Annotated in this window: 13 protein-coding genes and 1 pseudogene; 7 read left to right on the top strand and 7 right to left on the bottom strand. The window is 69.7% G+C overall.

Going from position 1 to position 13,379, the window contains the following annotated elements:
* Positions 1–14: 14 nt before the first annotated feature.
* From AAG689_RS19855 to apaG, 4 genes are all read right to left on the bottom strand, one after another.
* Entirely contained in the window at positions 15–1,139 is a 1,125-nt protein-coding gene (locus AAG689_RS19855; protein WP_024001155.1) for a YbdK family carboxylate-amine ligase, read from the bottom strand.
* On the bottom strand, positions 1,136–2,404 hold the full coding sequence (locus tag AAG689_RS19850) for a cation:proton antiporter (protein ID WP_406623435.1): 1,269 nt from the start codon (positions 2,402–2,404) through the stop codon (positions 1,136–1,138). Before AAG689_RS19850 ends, AAG689_RS19855 begins: the two co-directional genes overlap by 4 nt.
* A gap of 168 nt (positions 2,405–2,572) precedes the next feature.
* Positions 2,573–4,555 (bottom strand): site-specific recombinase, encoded by a 1,983-nt coding sequence (locus tag AAG689_RS19845; RefSeq protein ID WP_406623434.1) that lies wholly within the window; start codon positions 4,553–4,555, stop codon positions 2,573–2,575.
* Positions 4,552–4,959 carry a Co2+/Mg2+ efflux protein ApaG gene (gene apaG, locus AAG689_RS19840; protein WP_406623433.1) on the bottom strand — a complete coding sequence of 136 codons (408 nt, stop codon included), beginning with the start codon at positions 4,957–4,959 and terminating at the stop codon, positions 4,552–4,554. The genes AAG689_RS19845 and apaG overlap by 4 nt, the downstream gene beginning before the upstream one ends.
* A 59-nt stretch (positions 4,960–5,018) precedes the next feature.
* Here apaG and rpe point away from each other — a divergent pair, with 59 nt between their 5' ends.
* The gene (gene rpe / locus AAG689_RS19835) at positions 5,019–5,702 is read left to right on the top strand and encodes a ribulose-phosphate 3-epimerase (RefSeq protein ID WP_406623432.1); all 684 of its coding nucleotides are present in this window, start codon (positions 5,019–5,021) and stop codon (positions 5,700–5,702) included.
* Here rpe and AAG689_RS19830 read toward each other — a convergent pair whose 3' ends face one another.
* Positions 5,703–6,074: a hypothetical protein gene (locus AAG689_RS19830; RefSeq protein ID WP_406623431.1), complete on the bottom strand. Its 372-nt coding sequence runs from the start codon at positions 6,072–6,074 to the stop codon at positions 5,703–5,705.
* Between the two features lie 164 nt (positions 6,075–6,238).
* On the opposite strand from AAG689_RS19830, the gene gph reads away from it, so the two are divergent.
* Positions 6,239–6,970 carry a phosphoglycolate phosphatase gene (gph, locus tag AAG689_RS19825; protein WP_406623430.1) on the top strand — a complete coding sequence of 244 codons (732 nt, stop codon included), beginning with the start codon at positions 6,239–6,241 and terminating at the stop codon, positions 6,968–6,970.
* A gap of 3 nt (positions 6,971–6,973) precedes the next feature.
* Here the strand turns inward: gph and AAG689_RS19820 are convergent, their stop codons facing one another.
* On the bottom strand, positions 6,974–8,728 hold the full coding sequence (locus AAG689_RS19820) for a methyl-accepting chemotaxis protein (protein ID WP_406623429.1): 1,755 nt from the start codon (positions 8,726–8,728) through the stop codon (positions 6,974–6,976).
* A gap of 91 nt (positions 8,729–8,819) precedes the next feature.
* Entirely contained in the window at positions 8,820–9,425 is a 606-nt protein-coding gene (locus AAG689_RS19815; RefSeq protein WP_020227920.1) for a chalcone isomerase family protein, read from the bottom strand.
* Between the two features lie 362 nt (positions 9,426–9,787).
* Here AAG689_RS19815 and trpE point away from each other — a divergent pair.
* The 5 genes and pseudogenes from trpE (at position 9,788) to AAG689_RS19790 (ending at position 13,373) form a co-directional block, all read left to right on the top strand.
* Positions 9,788–11,286, top strand: a pseudogene (trpE, locus tag AAG689_RS19810) (anthranilate synthase component I).
* A complete protein-coding gene (locus AAG689_RS19805; protein WP_020227922.1) occupies positions 11,283–11,624 on the top strand; it encodes a chorismate mutase in 342 nt (113 codons plus the stop codon). Before trpE ends, AAG689_RS19805 begins: the two are co-directional and overlap by 4 nt.
* Positions 11,621–12,193, top strand: a complete 573-nt coding sequence (locus AAG689_RS19800) for an aminodeoxychorismate/anthranilate synthase component II (protein ID WP_024001156.1) — start codon at positions 11,621–11,623, stop codon at positions 12,191–12,193. Before AAG689_RS19805 ends, AAG689_RS19800 begins: the two co-directional genes overlap by 4 nt.
* Positions 12,190–13,221, top strand: coding sequence for an anthranilate phosphoribosyltransferase (gene trpD, locus AAG689_RS19795; RefSeq protein WP_406623428.1), 1,032 nt, complete (start codon positions 12,190–12,192; stop codon positions 13,219–13,221). Before AAG689_RS19800 ends, trpD begins: the two co-directional genes overlap by 4 nt.
* Positions 13,218–13,373 (top strand): hypothetical protein, encoded by a 156-nt coding sequence (locus tag AAG689_RS19790; protein WP_020227925.1) that lies wholly within the window; start codon positions 13,218–13,220, stop codon positions 13,371–13,373. Before trpD ends, AAG689_RS19790 begins: the two co-directional genes overlap by 4 nt.
* Positions 13,374–13,379: the final 6 nt, after the last annotated feature.

The following is a 13,379-nucleotide window of genomic DNA, read 5'->3' as shown; positions in this document are numbered from 1 at the left end:
CGGCACACACCGCTTCAGGCGGGCTGCCCGCGAAAGCGCAGCGCGGCCTGGCGGCTGATTTCGGCGAGCAGCTGCTCTTCGCGCTGGCGCTCGCGCAGCCAGCGCGCGTCGTTCTGGCCGGCGGCCGTTTCGCCGCGCAGCATGTGCAGCGCGCCCGATGCGCCGTGCGCGCCCGCGTGGCGCGCGACGTGGTCGATGGTCTGCAGGATGTGGTCGCGCAGTGGCATGTGGCCGCCGGTGGCCGGGTCCACGTAGACCGCGTCCATGCCGAAGCGGCAGGCCTGGAAGCGATTGTAGGTGTAGACGAGGTAGTCGTCTTCGCAGGGCATGAAGGGCTGCTCGGCCAGGAACCACGCGGCCAGCGACTGCACGTAGCCGGCCAGCGCGGCGGCACGCTCGACGGTGAGCGGCGTGTCGAACACGCGGATCTCGATGGTGCCGAACTCGGGCTTGGGGCGGATGTCCCAGTAGAAGTCCTTCATGCTCTTGACGACACCGGTGTGGGTCATCTTGTCGAAGTACTGCTCGAACTCGTCCCAGGTGAGCACGCAGGGCGCGCGGCCCGACAGGGGGAAGGCGAACACCGAGTTGAGCCGCGCGGAGTCGAACTGCGTGTCCTGCCCCTGCACGTATGGGCTGGAGGCCGAGAGCGCGATGAAGTGCGGGATGTAGCGGCTCATGCGGTGCAGCATGAGCAGGGCGGCGTCAGCGTCGGGGCAGCCGATGTGCACGTGCTGGCCGAAGATGGTGAACTGCTTGGAGAGGTAGCCGTAGAGCTGCGACAGTTCCTGGAAGCGCGGCTTGTCGTAGATGCGCCGCTCGTGCCACTGCTGGAACGGGTGCGTGCCGCCGCCGACCACGGCGATGTTGAGCTTGTCGGCGCTCTTGACCAGCGCGTCGCGGATCTGCGTGAGCTGGCCCAGCACCTCGCTGCTGCTGTGGCACACGCCGGTGGAGACCTCGATCATGCTGTTGGTCATCTCGGGCACCACGCTGCCGGGCAGCGGCGTCTTGTGCATGAGGCGCAGCATGTCCTCGGCGTAGGGCGCGAGGTCGTAGTCGTGCGTGCTGACGAGCTGCAGCTCCAGCTCCACGCCGAGGGTCAGCGGTTCGGAATGTTGGAAGGCTTCGAGGCTCACGGCTGCTCTTTCTCCGGATGGGTGGTGCGGCCGGCCAGGCCGGTGAGGGGCGCCCAGGGCTTGGAACTCTCTCCCGCGCGGTAGATGGCCACGGTGGCGATCACGGCGCCCAGCACTTCCATGAGCAGGATGGCCGGCAGAGCGATGCGTGCAATCAGGTGGCCGGTGGAGGCCGACGCCATGACGAACTGCGAGGCGACGAGCAGCGCGATGGCGGACATGGGCGTCATCGCGCAGCTCACCCACAGGGCCTGGCGCCAGCTCGCGCCGCTGCCCACGTTGCCCACGCCCACACCCACGGCCTTGGCCAGCAGGCGCACGACGATGAGCGCCAGCACGGCACCGGCCACGGGGGCGGTCCAGTCGGCCTGCGCGGCCACGGTGGAGACGAGCACGAACATCAGCATGGTCAGCAGCGACGAGGCCGTGCCGAACTGCCGCGGCCAGGCCCACGGGCGCGGGTGCAGTTGCTTGAGCAGCATGCCGCCCAGCAGCGCGGCCAGCGGCGCGGAGCCGCCCATGTGCGCGGTGATGGCGGTGCCCGCGGCGATGAGCACGAGCAGCAGAATGGAGGTGTTCTCGCTCGTGGGGCTCATCACGCGCAGCGCCAGGCGCATCGCCAGCGAAAGCAGTGCGCCCACGGCGATGGACACGCCCAGCACCACCAGTACGGGATAGACCTTGCCGGCCCAGTCGGCGGCGGGGCGGTTGATCAGCTCGGCGTGCGCGCTGCCCAGCGTGAGCGCGTACAGCGACGACAGCGTGGCCAGCACGATGGCGCGGTCCGTCACCGGGCCGGCGGCGCGGGTGTCGGCCACCACGCGGGTGAGCACGGCGGGCGAGGCGGCCATGGCCACCAGCGCCAGCGGGCCGGCGGCGCGCGGCGGCACGTCCAGCCAGAGCATGACCCAGTACACGGCGAAATAGGTGAACGCGGATTCGGCGATGCTCTGCACCAGCACCATGGGGTTGTGGCGGAACCAGCGCAGCGGGATGCGCCCGCCCGCCTCGAACAGCACCACGGCTACGCCCAGCTCCACCAGGTACAGGCCGATGCCCTGCAGGGGCCACACGGCGCCGGAAAAGCCCAGCAGGCCGACGATGGTGCCCACCAGGGTGTAGCCCACCACCTTGGGCAGGCCGCTGTAGCGCTGCACCAGGTAGCCGGCCACGGTGGCGGCGGCCAGCAGCAGGGCCCATTGCACGGTGGGCAGTCCGGCCGATGGGCGCAGCCACTGCGCCCAAAAGCTCATCAGTTCGTTCATGTACCGGGTGTCCTGTATCTCGCGCGGGCCAGGCCCGCTGGGTGCGCAGGCCGCGGCGGGCGCCAGGGCGCCGGAGCCGCGCCTGCGGGCGTGCGGTTTTTTACCGAATGTATCTGCAGGTGCCGCGCGCCCCGTGTAGGACGGCAGGCAGCGCACGGGCGCACCTTATCAGACGGCGCGGCGCGGGGGCACGAAAAAGCCCAGGGGCGCGTGGCGCAGGCGCGCGCGCAGAGCGCGGTAGATGCGCGCGCGGTCTACGCTGCCCACGTTGTGGGCGCGCAGGGCGAGGCGGAAGGCGAGGTAGAAGCTCACGATGACGTTGAGCGCGCCGTTGAAAGGGATCATGGCCGCGGCCCACCAGAACGCGCTCTGGTGCACCGCATCCCAGCCCAGCGTGGCGGAGGCCACGCCCATCTGGCCCGTGGACAGGGTGACGTGGCGCACGTCCAGCCCCAGGCCGAAGAAGCTAGCGATGGCCGGTGTGAGCCCGAGCATGAAGCCCAGCGAGATGTTGGCCGCCAGGCCCGAGATGTTCTTGCGCAGGAAGTGCGCCCAGCGCGCGGCGCGGCGCGTGCCCAGCAGGCGGGTGATGCGCGGGTTGTATTCGATGGCGGAGTCCAGCCGGCGCAGCACGAACCAGTTTTCCGTCCAGCCCGCGAAGATGCTCGACGCGAACAGCAGCACGCCCGTGAAGGCGGCGAACAGCAGCGAGGGGCCGAGCAGGTGCAGCGACTCGAACACGTGCTCGGCCTGCCCCGCGCTGATGGCCGGGCGGCCGAAGGCCTGGGCGAACAGCAGCGCCAGGCCCAGCGCGGCGGGAAACACCAGCAGCACGTTGCCCAGCACCGCCGCGACCTGCGAGCGCACGAGATGCGTGACCTCGTCCACGAAGGCCTCCACGCTGTGGTCGTCCCCCAGGTCCTTGAGCTTGGCGGCCATGGCGGGCGCGGTCATGGCCGGCTGCTTGGTGGCCACGGTGAAGTGCAGCAGCTGGATGAGCACGAAGCTCAGCGCATAGTTCACGCCCGCTGCCAGCCCGCCCCAGAAGGCCGACAGCGCCAGTGCGTAGAGGCCGAACTTGGCCAGGGTGGTGAAGGCCATCACCACGCCGCCGCCCGCGGCCTTGCGCACCATGGCGAGGTATTCGCCGCCCGTGCGGGTGATGTAGTGTTCGCCCGTCTCGGCGCTGCGCTCGGCCACCTTGGCCGCGAGCATGGAGGAGTTGGCGGCGACCAGCGCGCGCAGGCTGCGCCGGTCGCGCCCCACGTTCACCAGGCGCGCCATGAGCCGGGCGGCCGCCACGGCGGGGCGCGGCGACAGCAGGCATTCGAGCAGCTCGCGCACACGCAGGATGCGCTCGCGCAACTGGCGCAGGCGGAACACCAGGCCCACGGAGATGCCGTTGTCCTCGAAGTGCGTATAGACGGTGTTGACGGCCCCGCGGCAGGCGTCCAGTCGCTCGCGCAGGCGCTGCACGCTTTCCTGCAGCCGATCCTGCGTGCGCAGCGGGTGCAACACCTCCACGCGCAGGCTCTCCACGTCGCGGATCAGCGCGTGGAAGGGCTGCTCCTCGCGCGCGGCGTCGCTCATGCGCAGGCGCAGTTCGGGCGCGAAGCCGGTGGACAGGATCTGGCCCGCGCAATAGGTGATGGCGTCCACCAGCGCGTGCTGCCACAGCGTGGCGCCGCCGGGCTCCTGCGGCGGCGCCAGCACGGCGAGCAGCCGATCCAACAGGGGCTCGTCCAGCGCGGCCAGCCAGTGGGCGTCGAATTCATCGGGAAGGGCCAGCATGAACAGCTCGGAGGCATCGAGCGTGTCGGGGCTGGCGGGCAGCAGCTTGTAGCGCAGCCGCTCCATCAGCTCGCTGGTCATCGCGGTGCGCTGGGCGAAGCCGAAGTCGGCCAGCAGCGTGGTGATGTCCACCGTGCTGGCGAGCACGGCCCACCAGGCCTGCAGGCGGGCCCGTGTCTCGGCGGAGCGCTCCGCCGCCTCCACCAGCAGCGCCACGCGGCCGGCTGCGCCCTCGACGCTCCGGCCGTCGCCGCGCACCCAGTCCAGCAGGGCGATGAGCTGCAGATGCCGCTGCGCCAAGGGCGCCGCGGGATCGACGGCGGCGAGCAGCTGCGCCAGATCCGGGCCGCCGCGCTTCAATGCAGCACCCTGCCGCCGTGCGGCTGCTGGGGCGTGTGCGGCCCCATGGCCTCCAGCACGAACATGCCGATCGGGCTGGTGAACTGCTCGCCGTCCTCGGCCACGCAGAAATAGCTGCCGTGCATGCTGCCGCTGGCGGTGCGCAGGCGGCAGCCGCTGGTGTACTGGAAGGCTTCGCCCGGCCGCAGCAGCGGCTGCTGGCCCACGACGCCCAGGCCCTTGACCTCCTCCACATGCCCATGGGCGTCGCAGATGATCCAGTGGCGCGCGATGAGCTGGGCCGTGGCTTCGCCCACGTTCGTGATGGTGATGGTATAGGCGAAGCTGTACACCCCCGCTTCCGGGTCCGACTGGTCGGGCAGGAACTGGGGCCGCACCTCGGCCTGGAACTGGTATTTGGGCATCGCGCAATGGTAACGATGAAGCCGAGGGCGGGCAGGGCGCTGCTGCGACAATCGGGCGCATGAGCAGCCCCACCTACCGCATCGCCCCTTCCATCCTGTCAGCCGACTTCGCCCGCCTGGGCGAGGAGGTGCGCAACGTCATCGCCAGCGGCGCAGACTGGATCCATTTCGACGTGATGGACAACCACTACGTGCCCAACCTCACGTTCGGGCCCATGATCTGCCAGGCCCTCAAGCCCCACGCCGTCACGCCCGCCGGCCAGGCCGTGCCCATCGACGTGCACCTGATGGTGCAGCCCGTGGACGACCTGGCCACGGCATTCGCCAAGGCGGGCGCGGACTACATCAGCTTCCACCCCGACGCGTCGTCGCACGTGCACCGCAGCATCCAGAACATCAAGGCGCACGGCTGCAAGGCAGGCCTCACCTTCAACCCGGCGGCGCCGCTGGAAGTGCTGGACTGGGTGATCGAGGACATCGACCTCATCCTCATCATGAGCGTGAACCCCGGCTTCGGCGGCCAGGGCTTCATCGATTCGGCGCTGCGCAAGATCGAGGCGGCGCGCAAGCGCATTGACGCCTGCGGCAAGGACATCCGCCTGGAGGTGGACGGCGGCATCAAGACGGAGAACATCCGCCGCGTGGCGGATGCTGGCGCCGACACCTTCGTGGCGGGCAGCGCCATCTTCGGCAAGCCGGACTACCGTGCCGTCATCGACGGCATGCGGGCGCAGCTGGGCTGATCAGCGCGGGGTCACGAGGGTTTCGGCCTCGCGCAGCACGCCGCCGCCTTCCACCGAGCCGGACACGGTGGAGCCGCTGCGGATGCGGGCCTCGCAGTCCGAACGGTCGCCCGGCGTCTTGAACACTTCGCAGCGCGCCATGGCGTTGCGTTCGTAGGCGCCGCTGTCGCTCGTGAGCTGGCCGGCGCGTGCGGCCTGCTGGGCGGCTCCGGCTTCGCGCACGCAGGCGGCGCGGCTTTCGGCAGGCACGCTCGCGCAGGCGGCGCGCTCTTCGGAGTAGCGGCTGCGCGCATTGCTGTCGGGGGCGGCCTGGGCTGCGGCGCACAGCAGCAGCGCGGCGGGAACGAGGGCAGTGAAACGGGGCAGGGCCATGGTGTTACCTCCTGGGTCTGGTTGCGTTCCAGCTTAGGGCGCAGGGGTGGGGGCGTCTGTCCGCGCGCTGCTCCGCGCCCTGTCGGACGTGGCGCACACCCCGGCAGCGCCGCCGGTACACTGCGCGCCGCGTGCCCCGGGGCGGCACGAAAGGCGACTATTCGATGGGAACGGAACAACACACTGCGCCGGCCGCGCTGCTGGCGCGCGTGGACGCGGCGATCGTGGACCTGGACGGCACGATGGTGGATACGCTGGGGGACTTCGCGCAGGCGCTGGGCCGCATGCTGCAGGATCTGGAACTGCCGGGCATCGCCCCCGCGCTGATCGAGCGCATGGTGGGCAAGGGCTCGGAGCACCTGCTGCGTTCGGTGCTGAAACACGTGCTGGCGCAGGACAGCCAAGCGCTGCCAGCTATCGAAATTGAAGCAAAGGCGGAGGCGCTCTATCCCCGCGCCTGGGAGCGCTACCAGCACCACTACCTGGCCATCAACGGCCAATACGCCCAGGCCTACCCGGGCGTGGCCGAGGGCCTGCAGGCGCTGCGTGCGGCTGGCCTGCGCCTGGCCTGCCTGACCAACAAGCCGACCGACTTCGCGCGGCCCCTGCTGCGCGCCAAGGGGCTGGACGGCTTCTTCGACCATGTGTTCGGCGGCGACGCGTTCGAGCGCAAGAAGCCCGACCCGCTGCCCCTGCGCAAGACCTGCGAGGCGCTGGGGACGGCGCCCGCCCGCACGCTGATGGTGGGCGACTCCAGCAACGATGCCCAGGCCGCGCGCGCCGCCGGCTGTCCCGTGGTGCTGGTGACCTATGGCTACAACCATGGCCAGCCAGTGCGGGGAGTCGATGCCGATGGCTACGTGGACGCGCTGACCGAACTCGCGCCCGCGTCCTGACGGTTAGAAGGTTTCCCAGTCGTCATCGGTCCCCGGACCGGCCGCCGCGGGCTTGGCGGCCGCAGGCGGGGCGGACAGGGCAGCGGGCGCGGCAGGGGCGGCGGGAGCCTTGCTGCGGGCCACCACGGGCTTGGCGGCCGGGGCCGCAGCGCGCGGCGCCGGTGCGGCACGCGCCACGGCGGGCGCAGGTGCCGCTGCTGCTGCAGTGCTGGCTGCGCCCTGGGCCAGGCGGAACACGGCCACCGCGTCCACCAGGCGGGTGGCCTGGCTCCTGAGGCTGCCGGCGGCCGCGGCCATTTCCTCCACCAGCGCCGCGTTCTGCTGCGTGGCCTGGTCCATCTGCGTGATGGCCTCGCCCACCTGGGCCACGCCGCTGCTCTGCTCGCTGCTGGCCGCACTGATCTCGCCCATGATGTCCGTCACGCGGCGAATGGAGTTGACCACCTCGGTCATGGTCGTGCCCGCCTTGTCCACCAGCTGCGAGCCCTGTTCCACGCGCTCTACGCTGGCCGTGATGAGCTGCTTGATCTCCTTGGCGGCTTCCGCACTGCGCTGCGCCAGGCTGCGCACCTCGCCGGCCACCACCGCGAAGCCCCGGCCCTGCTCGCCCGCGCGCGCCGCTTCCACGGCGGCGTTGAGCGCCAGGATGTTGGTCTGGAACGCGATGCCGTCGATCACGCCGATGATGTCGGCGATCTTGCGGCTGGAATCGTTGATGCCGCGCATGGTGTCCACCACCTGGCTGACCACCTCGCCGCCCTGCACGGCGACGGTGCTGGCGCTCATGGCGAGCTGGTTGGCCTGGCGGGCGTTGTCGGCGTTCTGGCGCACGGTGGCGCCCAACTGCTCCATGGAGGCGGCGGTCTCTTCCAGGGCGCTGGCCTGGCTTTCGGTGCGGGCCGACAGGTCGTGGTTACCCTGGGCGATCTCGGCGCTGGCGGAGGCCACGCTCTCTGCATTGCCGCGCACGCCGCCCACCACGCGCACCAGGTTGGTTTGCATGTTGCGCAGGGCGTTGAGCAACTCCGCGGCTTCGTCGCGGCCCTGGCTCTCGATGGGCTGGGTCAGGTCGCCCTCGGCGATCTGGCCCGCGCGGTGCACCGCCAACTGCAGCGGCCCGGTGACCGAGCGGCTCAGCAGGATGGCCGCGCCGATGCCGATGAGCAGGGCCACCACCGTGCCCGCGATCAGGATGATGCGGCTTTGCGCGGCCGTGGCGGCCGCTTCGGTGCGGGCGTCTTCATACAGCTTGCGCTGGCGCTGTTCCAGCGCCAGGATGGTCTGGCTGTAGGCGTCGGCCAGCGGCTTGAGCTGGCTGTCCAGCAGGGCCGACACGTCTTCGCCCGCGGCCTTGCGCTTGAGAATGTTGGCGCGGGGCGTGCGGTAGGCCTCGCGCGCCTTGTCGATGTCGGCCAGCATCTTGCGGCCTTCGTCGGACTGCACCAGGCGCTCGACCACCTTGCGCGCGGCGACGGTGGTCTCGGAGGTCTTGTCCATCTCGGCCTGCCAGGCGGCGAGGCGGTTGGTGTCCGAGTCCAGCAGGGCGGCGCGCGTGCGGATCCAGTTCAGGTCGATGGTCTGGCGCCATTCCACGGCGGCTTGCAGGCGCTCGTTGTCGGTGCTGGTCAACTGCTCGGTGACACGCGAGAGGTCGTGCAGCCGCCATACGCCGATGGCGGCGATGACCACCGTGATGCAGAGCACCAGTCCGAAAGCCAGGCCAAGCCGGGTGCCGACCTTGAGATTGCTGAGATGCATGGGAGCCCCTTCGTTGTTTGCAAGAAAGTGTATGCGGAGAATTCCAGCCGCAACGAAGAGGGGGCGTGCGCCTCCGGTGAATCCCGGGGCCTCAGGAGGGCTTGCCGAGCAGGGCTTCCTTGAGCTTCCAGTCGGCCGGCTGCGGGCCGAGCCAGATGCCCAGCAGGGCGTTGAAGAATTCCGGCTCCTTGAAGGGCTCGCCCTGCGGGACGCCCTTCACGGTGACCACCGTGCCCGTGCCCGGCAGCCAGTCCACCGTGAAGACCTCGCCGGTCAGCAGCTTCTTGTGGTCCGAGAAGATCTGGCTCATGCGCAGCACGCCGGGGATCAGCTTGGAGAAGGCAGCCTTGTCCATGTTGTCCTCCATGCCGCGGGAGAACAGCCTGCCCAGCTCGGTGGAGTCGATGTCGCGCAGCATGGTCACGCTGATGCGCTTGGGGCCGCGCAGGGCCTGCACCTCGGCGGCCGTCGCGGCCTTGCTCTCCAGATAGAGGCCGGCAGCGTACACCTTGAAGACAGCCTTGTAGCGCACGCCCGCGCCGTTGAGCTGCAGGGTGCGGCCCTGCACCTGCGCCGTGGGGTCGAACGGCACGCCGCCCGCGGTGACGGGCTCGGCCCCGGCGGCCGGCAGCGCCAGGAAGAGGGGAAGGGCCAGGGCGGCCCCATGCAGCAGGGCATGGCGGCGGTGCAGGGACATGCGCGACTCCTTTTTAAAAAAGAACGATCGTTCGTTTCTAAATGTTGCAGGAGGAGGCGCCCGAGGGCAATAGGGTTTTCGCGCGGTCAGCGACGGCATGGCGTCGCCGGGGCGTCACCCAGGCTGGCTTTGCTACACTGCACAGCCATGTTCATTCACCGCACGTTCATCACAGGTCGCAGCGACCGGGGAGCCTGGCCCTGGCGCAAGCCAGCGCTGTCGAACTCCTGATGGCACCTGGGGCTCCGAGGCATCTCCCCAGCGTGCGCCCGTGGCCTCCCCGCGTGGGCAGGCCAACCCCCGAATGAACCCGCGGCACGCGCCCGTCCAGCGGCGCGCCGCACGAGCTGGGAACTCTCCTCGTGATCACTGAACTCGAATTCAAAAGCCTGGCCCTGGAAGGCTACAACCGCATCCCGCTGATCGCGGAAGCCTTCGCGGACCTGGAAACCCCCCTGTCCCTCTACCTCAAGCTGGCCCACGGCAGGGGCGACGGCAAGCACAGCTTCCTGCTGGAGTCGGTCGTCGGCGGCGAGCGCTTCGGACGCTACAGCTTCATCGGCTTGCCTGCGCGCACGCTGCTGCGCGCCAGCGGGTTCGGCGATGCGGCCAAGACCGAGGTGGTGACCGACGGCCAAGTGGTCGAGACGGCCGCCGGCAACCCGCTGGACTTCATCGCCGACTACCAGAAGCGCTTCAAGGTGGCGCTGCGCCCCGGCCTGCCGCGCTTTTGCGGGGGCTGGCGGGCTACTTCGGCTACGACGCGGTGCGCTACATCGAGAAGAAGCTGGAGAACACCTGCCCGCCCGACGCGCTGGGCTGCCCCGACATCCTGCTGCTGCAGTGCGAGGAACTGGCCGTCATCGACAACCTCTCGGGCAAGCTCTACCTGATCGTCTATGCCAACCCGGCCGAGCCCGAGGCCTACGCGCGCGGCAAGAAGCGCCTGCGCGAGCTGAAGGACCAACTCAAGTATTCGGTGAGCGCCCCGCAGGTGAAGGCGAGCGAAAGCCACCCCGCGCAGCGCAGCTTCGCCAAGGCCGACTATCTCGACGCCGTGGAACGCGCCAAGGGGCTGATCGCCGCCGGCGACTTCATGCAGGTGCAGGTGGGCCAGCGCATCCACAAGCGCTACACCGAGTCGCCGCTGTCGCTGTACCGCGCGCTGCGTTCGCTGAACCCGTCGCCGTACATGTACTACTACCACTTCGGCGACTTCCACGTGGTGGGCGCGAGCCCAGAGATCCTGGTGCGCCAGGAAGCCACGCCCGAGGGCCAGAAGATCACCATCCGCCCGCTGGCCGGTACCCGCCCGCGCGGCGCCACGCCCGAGGCCGACAAGGCCACCGAGCACGAACTGGTGGGCGACCCCAAGGAGCGCGCCGAGCACGTGATGCTCATCGACCTCGCGCGCAACGACATCGGCCGCATCGCCAAGACCGGCACGGTGAAGGTGACGGAGGCCTTCGCCATCGAGCGCTACAGCCACGTGATGCACATCGTGAGCAACGTGGAGGGCATCCTCAACGACGGCATGACCAGCATGGACGTGCTGCGCGCCACCTTCCCCGCCGGCACGCTCACCGGTGCGCCCAAGGTGCACGCGATGGAGCTGATCGACCAGCTCGAGCCCACCAAGCGCGGCCTCTACGGCGGCGCCTGCGGCTACCTGAGCTACGCGGGCGACATGGACGTGGCCATCGCCATCCGCACGGGCATCGTCAAGGACGGCACGCTCTACGTGCAGGCGGCGGCCGGCGTGGTGGCCGACTCGGTGCCCGAGCTGGAGTGGAGGGAGACCGAGCACAAGGCGCGCGCCCTGCTGCGCGCGGCCGAGCTGGTCGAGGAGGGGCTGGAATGACCCGCGCCATCGATACCGTGAAGCACTGCGCCACCATGCGCGACGTGCGCGACGGCGTGAACGCGCTGGACGACGTGCTGGTGCCCCTGCTGGTGGCGCGCGGCGGCTACATGACCCAGGCCGCGCGCGTGAAGAACGACGAGTCGCTGGTGCGCGACGAGGCGCGCATCCAGGCCATCATCGACCGCGTGCGCCCCATGGCCGAGGCCGAAGGGGGCAACGCCGACCTGATCGAGCGCCTCTACCGCGCGATGATGGAGTGCTACATCGCCTACGAACACGACGAGCTGGCCCGGCTGCGCGCCGAGGGACTCCAACCGAAGGGAGAGCACGCATGAAACTCCTCATGATCGACAACTACGACAGCTTCACCTACAACATCGTGCAGTACCTGGGCGAACTGGGCGCAGACGTGGAGGTGTTCCGCAACGACGAGATCACGCTGGAGGGCATCGCCGCGCGCGCGCCAGAGCGGCTGGTGATTTCGCCCGGCCCGTGCTCGCCGGCTGAAGCAGGCGTCTCCGTCGCGGCCATCCAGCACTTCGCGGGCAAGCTGCCGATCCTGGGCGTGTGCCTGGGGCACCAGAGCATCGGGGCGGCCTTCGGCGGCAAGATCATCCGCGCGCAGGAGCTGATGCACGGCAAGACCAGCGTCATCACCACGACGCAAAAGGGCGTGTTCGCGGGCCTGCCGGAGCAGTTCACGGTGAACCGCTACCACTCGCTGGCCATCGAGCGCGAGAGCTGCCCCGAGGTGCTGGAGGTCACGGCCTGGACGGATGACGGCGAGATCATGGGCGTGCGCCACCGCGAGCTGCCCATCGAGGGTGTGCAGTTCCACCCCGAAAGCATCCTGACCGAGCACGGCCACGCCATGCTGAAGAACTTCCTGGAGCAAGCGCGATGATCACCCCGCAAGAAGCGCTGCAGCGCACCATCGAGCACCGGGAAATCTTCCACGACGAGATGCTGCACCTGATGCGCCTCATCATGAGCGGCGAGCTGTCGCCCGTGATGACGGCGGCCATCGTCACCGGCCTGCGCGTGAAGAAGGAAACCATCGGCGAGATCACCGCCGCCGCGCAGGTGATGCGCGAGTTCTCCAACAAGGTGCACGTGGCCGACACCCGGCACCTCGTGGACATCGTGGGCACGGGCGGCGACGGGGCGAACACCTTCAACATCTCCACCTGCTCCACCTTCGTGATCGCCGCCGCGGGCGGCAAGGTCAGCAAGCACGGCGGGCGCGGCGTGTCGAGCAAGTCGGGCAGCGCGGACGCGATGGAGGCGCTGGGCATCCACATCAACCTGGCGCCTGAGCAGATCGCCCAGTGCATCCAGGAAGTCGGCATCGGCTTCATGTTCGCGCCCAACCACCATCCGGCCATGAAGAACGTGGCACCCGTGCGCAAGGAACTGGGCGTGCGCACGATCTTCAACATCCTGGGCCCGCTCACCAACCCGGCCGGCGCGCCCAACATCCTCATGGGCGTGTTCCACGAAGACCTCGTGGGCATCCAGGTGCGCGCGCTGCAGCGCCTGGGCGCCGAGCATGCGCTGGTCGTCTACGGCCGCGACGGGCTCGACGAGATCAGCCTGGGCGCAGGCACGCTGGTGGGCGAGCTGAAGGACGGCGTGGTGCGCGAATACGAAGTCCACCCCGAGGACTTCGGCCTGCGCATGGCCGGCACGCGCGCGCTGCGCGTGGACAGCCCCGAGGAATCCAAGGCCATGCTGCTCGAAGTGCTGAGCGGCGCCCAGGGCCCGGCGCGCGACATCGTCTGCCTGAACGCGGGTGCGGCGCTCTATGCGGCCAACGTGGTGCCCAGCATCGCCGAGGGCCTCGCGCGCGCGCAGGCCGCCATCGACAGCGGTGCGGCGCGTGCCAGGCTCGACGCGCTGGCGGCCTATACCCATCAGCTCGCTGGCGCATGAGCCTGCTGGATGCGCCCATCTGGCACGACGCGGGCACGTGGATCGTGCTGGGCGTGTCGCTGCTCTTCATCGTCGTGGGCATTGCCATGCACCACGTCATCCGCAAGGTGCTGCGCGCGCCGCCGCCCACCGACAAGCCTTCCGAAGACTGAAAACGC

It is taken from the genome of Acidovorax sp. SDU_ACID1 (genome assembly GCF_045291395.1).
GTDB lineage: Bacteria > Pseudomonadota > Gammaproteobacteria > Burkholderiales > Burkholderiaceae_C > MR-S7.
This window is presented reverse-complemented; position numbering and strand designations above follow the sequence as displayed.

Excerpts from the sequence above, each read along its gene's own strand:
- AAG689_RS19800 (WP_024001156.1), top strand. The coding sequence starts at position 11,621 with ATGAAACTCCTCATGATCGACAACTACGACAGCTTCACCTACAACATC.
- AAG689_RS19805 (WP_020227922.1), top strand. The coding sequence starts at position 11,283 with ATGACCCGCGCCATCGATACCGTGAAGCACTGCGCCACCATGCGCGAC.
- AAG689_RS19815 (WP_020227920.1), bottom strand. The coding sequence starts at position 9,425 with ATGTCCCTGCACCGCCGCCATGCCCTGCTGCATGGGGCCGCCCTGGCC.
- AAG689_RS19850 (WP_406623435.1), bottom strand. The coding sequence starts at position 2,404 with ATGAACGAACTGATGAGCTTTTGGGCGCAGTGGCTGCGCCCATCGGCC.
- apaG (WP_406623433.1), bottom strand. The coding sequence starts at position 4,959 with ATGCCCAAATACCAGTTCCAGGCCGAGGTGCGGCCCCAGTTCCTGCCC.
- rpe (WP_406623432.1), top strand. The coding sequence starts at position 5,019 with ATGAGCAGCCCCACCTACCGCATCGCCCCTTCCATCCTGTCAGCCGAC.
- AAG689_RS19820 (WP_406623429.1), bottom strand. The coding sequence starts at position 8,728 with ATGCATCTCAGCAATCTCAAGGTCGGCACCCGGCTTGGCCTGGCTTTC.
- AAG689_RS19790 (WP_020227925.1), top strand. The coding sequence starts at position 13,218 with ATGAGCCTGCTGGATGCGCCCATCTGGCACGACGCGGGCACGTGGATC.
- AAG689_RS19830 (WP_406623431.1), bottom strand. The coding sequence starts at position 6,074 with ATGGCCCTGCCCCGTTTCACTGCCCTCGTTCCCGCCGCGCTGCTGCTG.
- gph (WP_406623430.1), top strand. The coding sequence starts at position 6,239 with ATGGGAACGGAACAACACACTGCGCCGGCCGCGCTGCTGGCGCGCGTG.
- trpD (WP_406623428.1), top strand. The coding sequence starts at position 12,190 with ATGATCACCCCGCAAGAAGCGCTGCAGCGCACCATCGAGCACCGGGAA.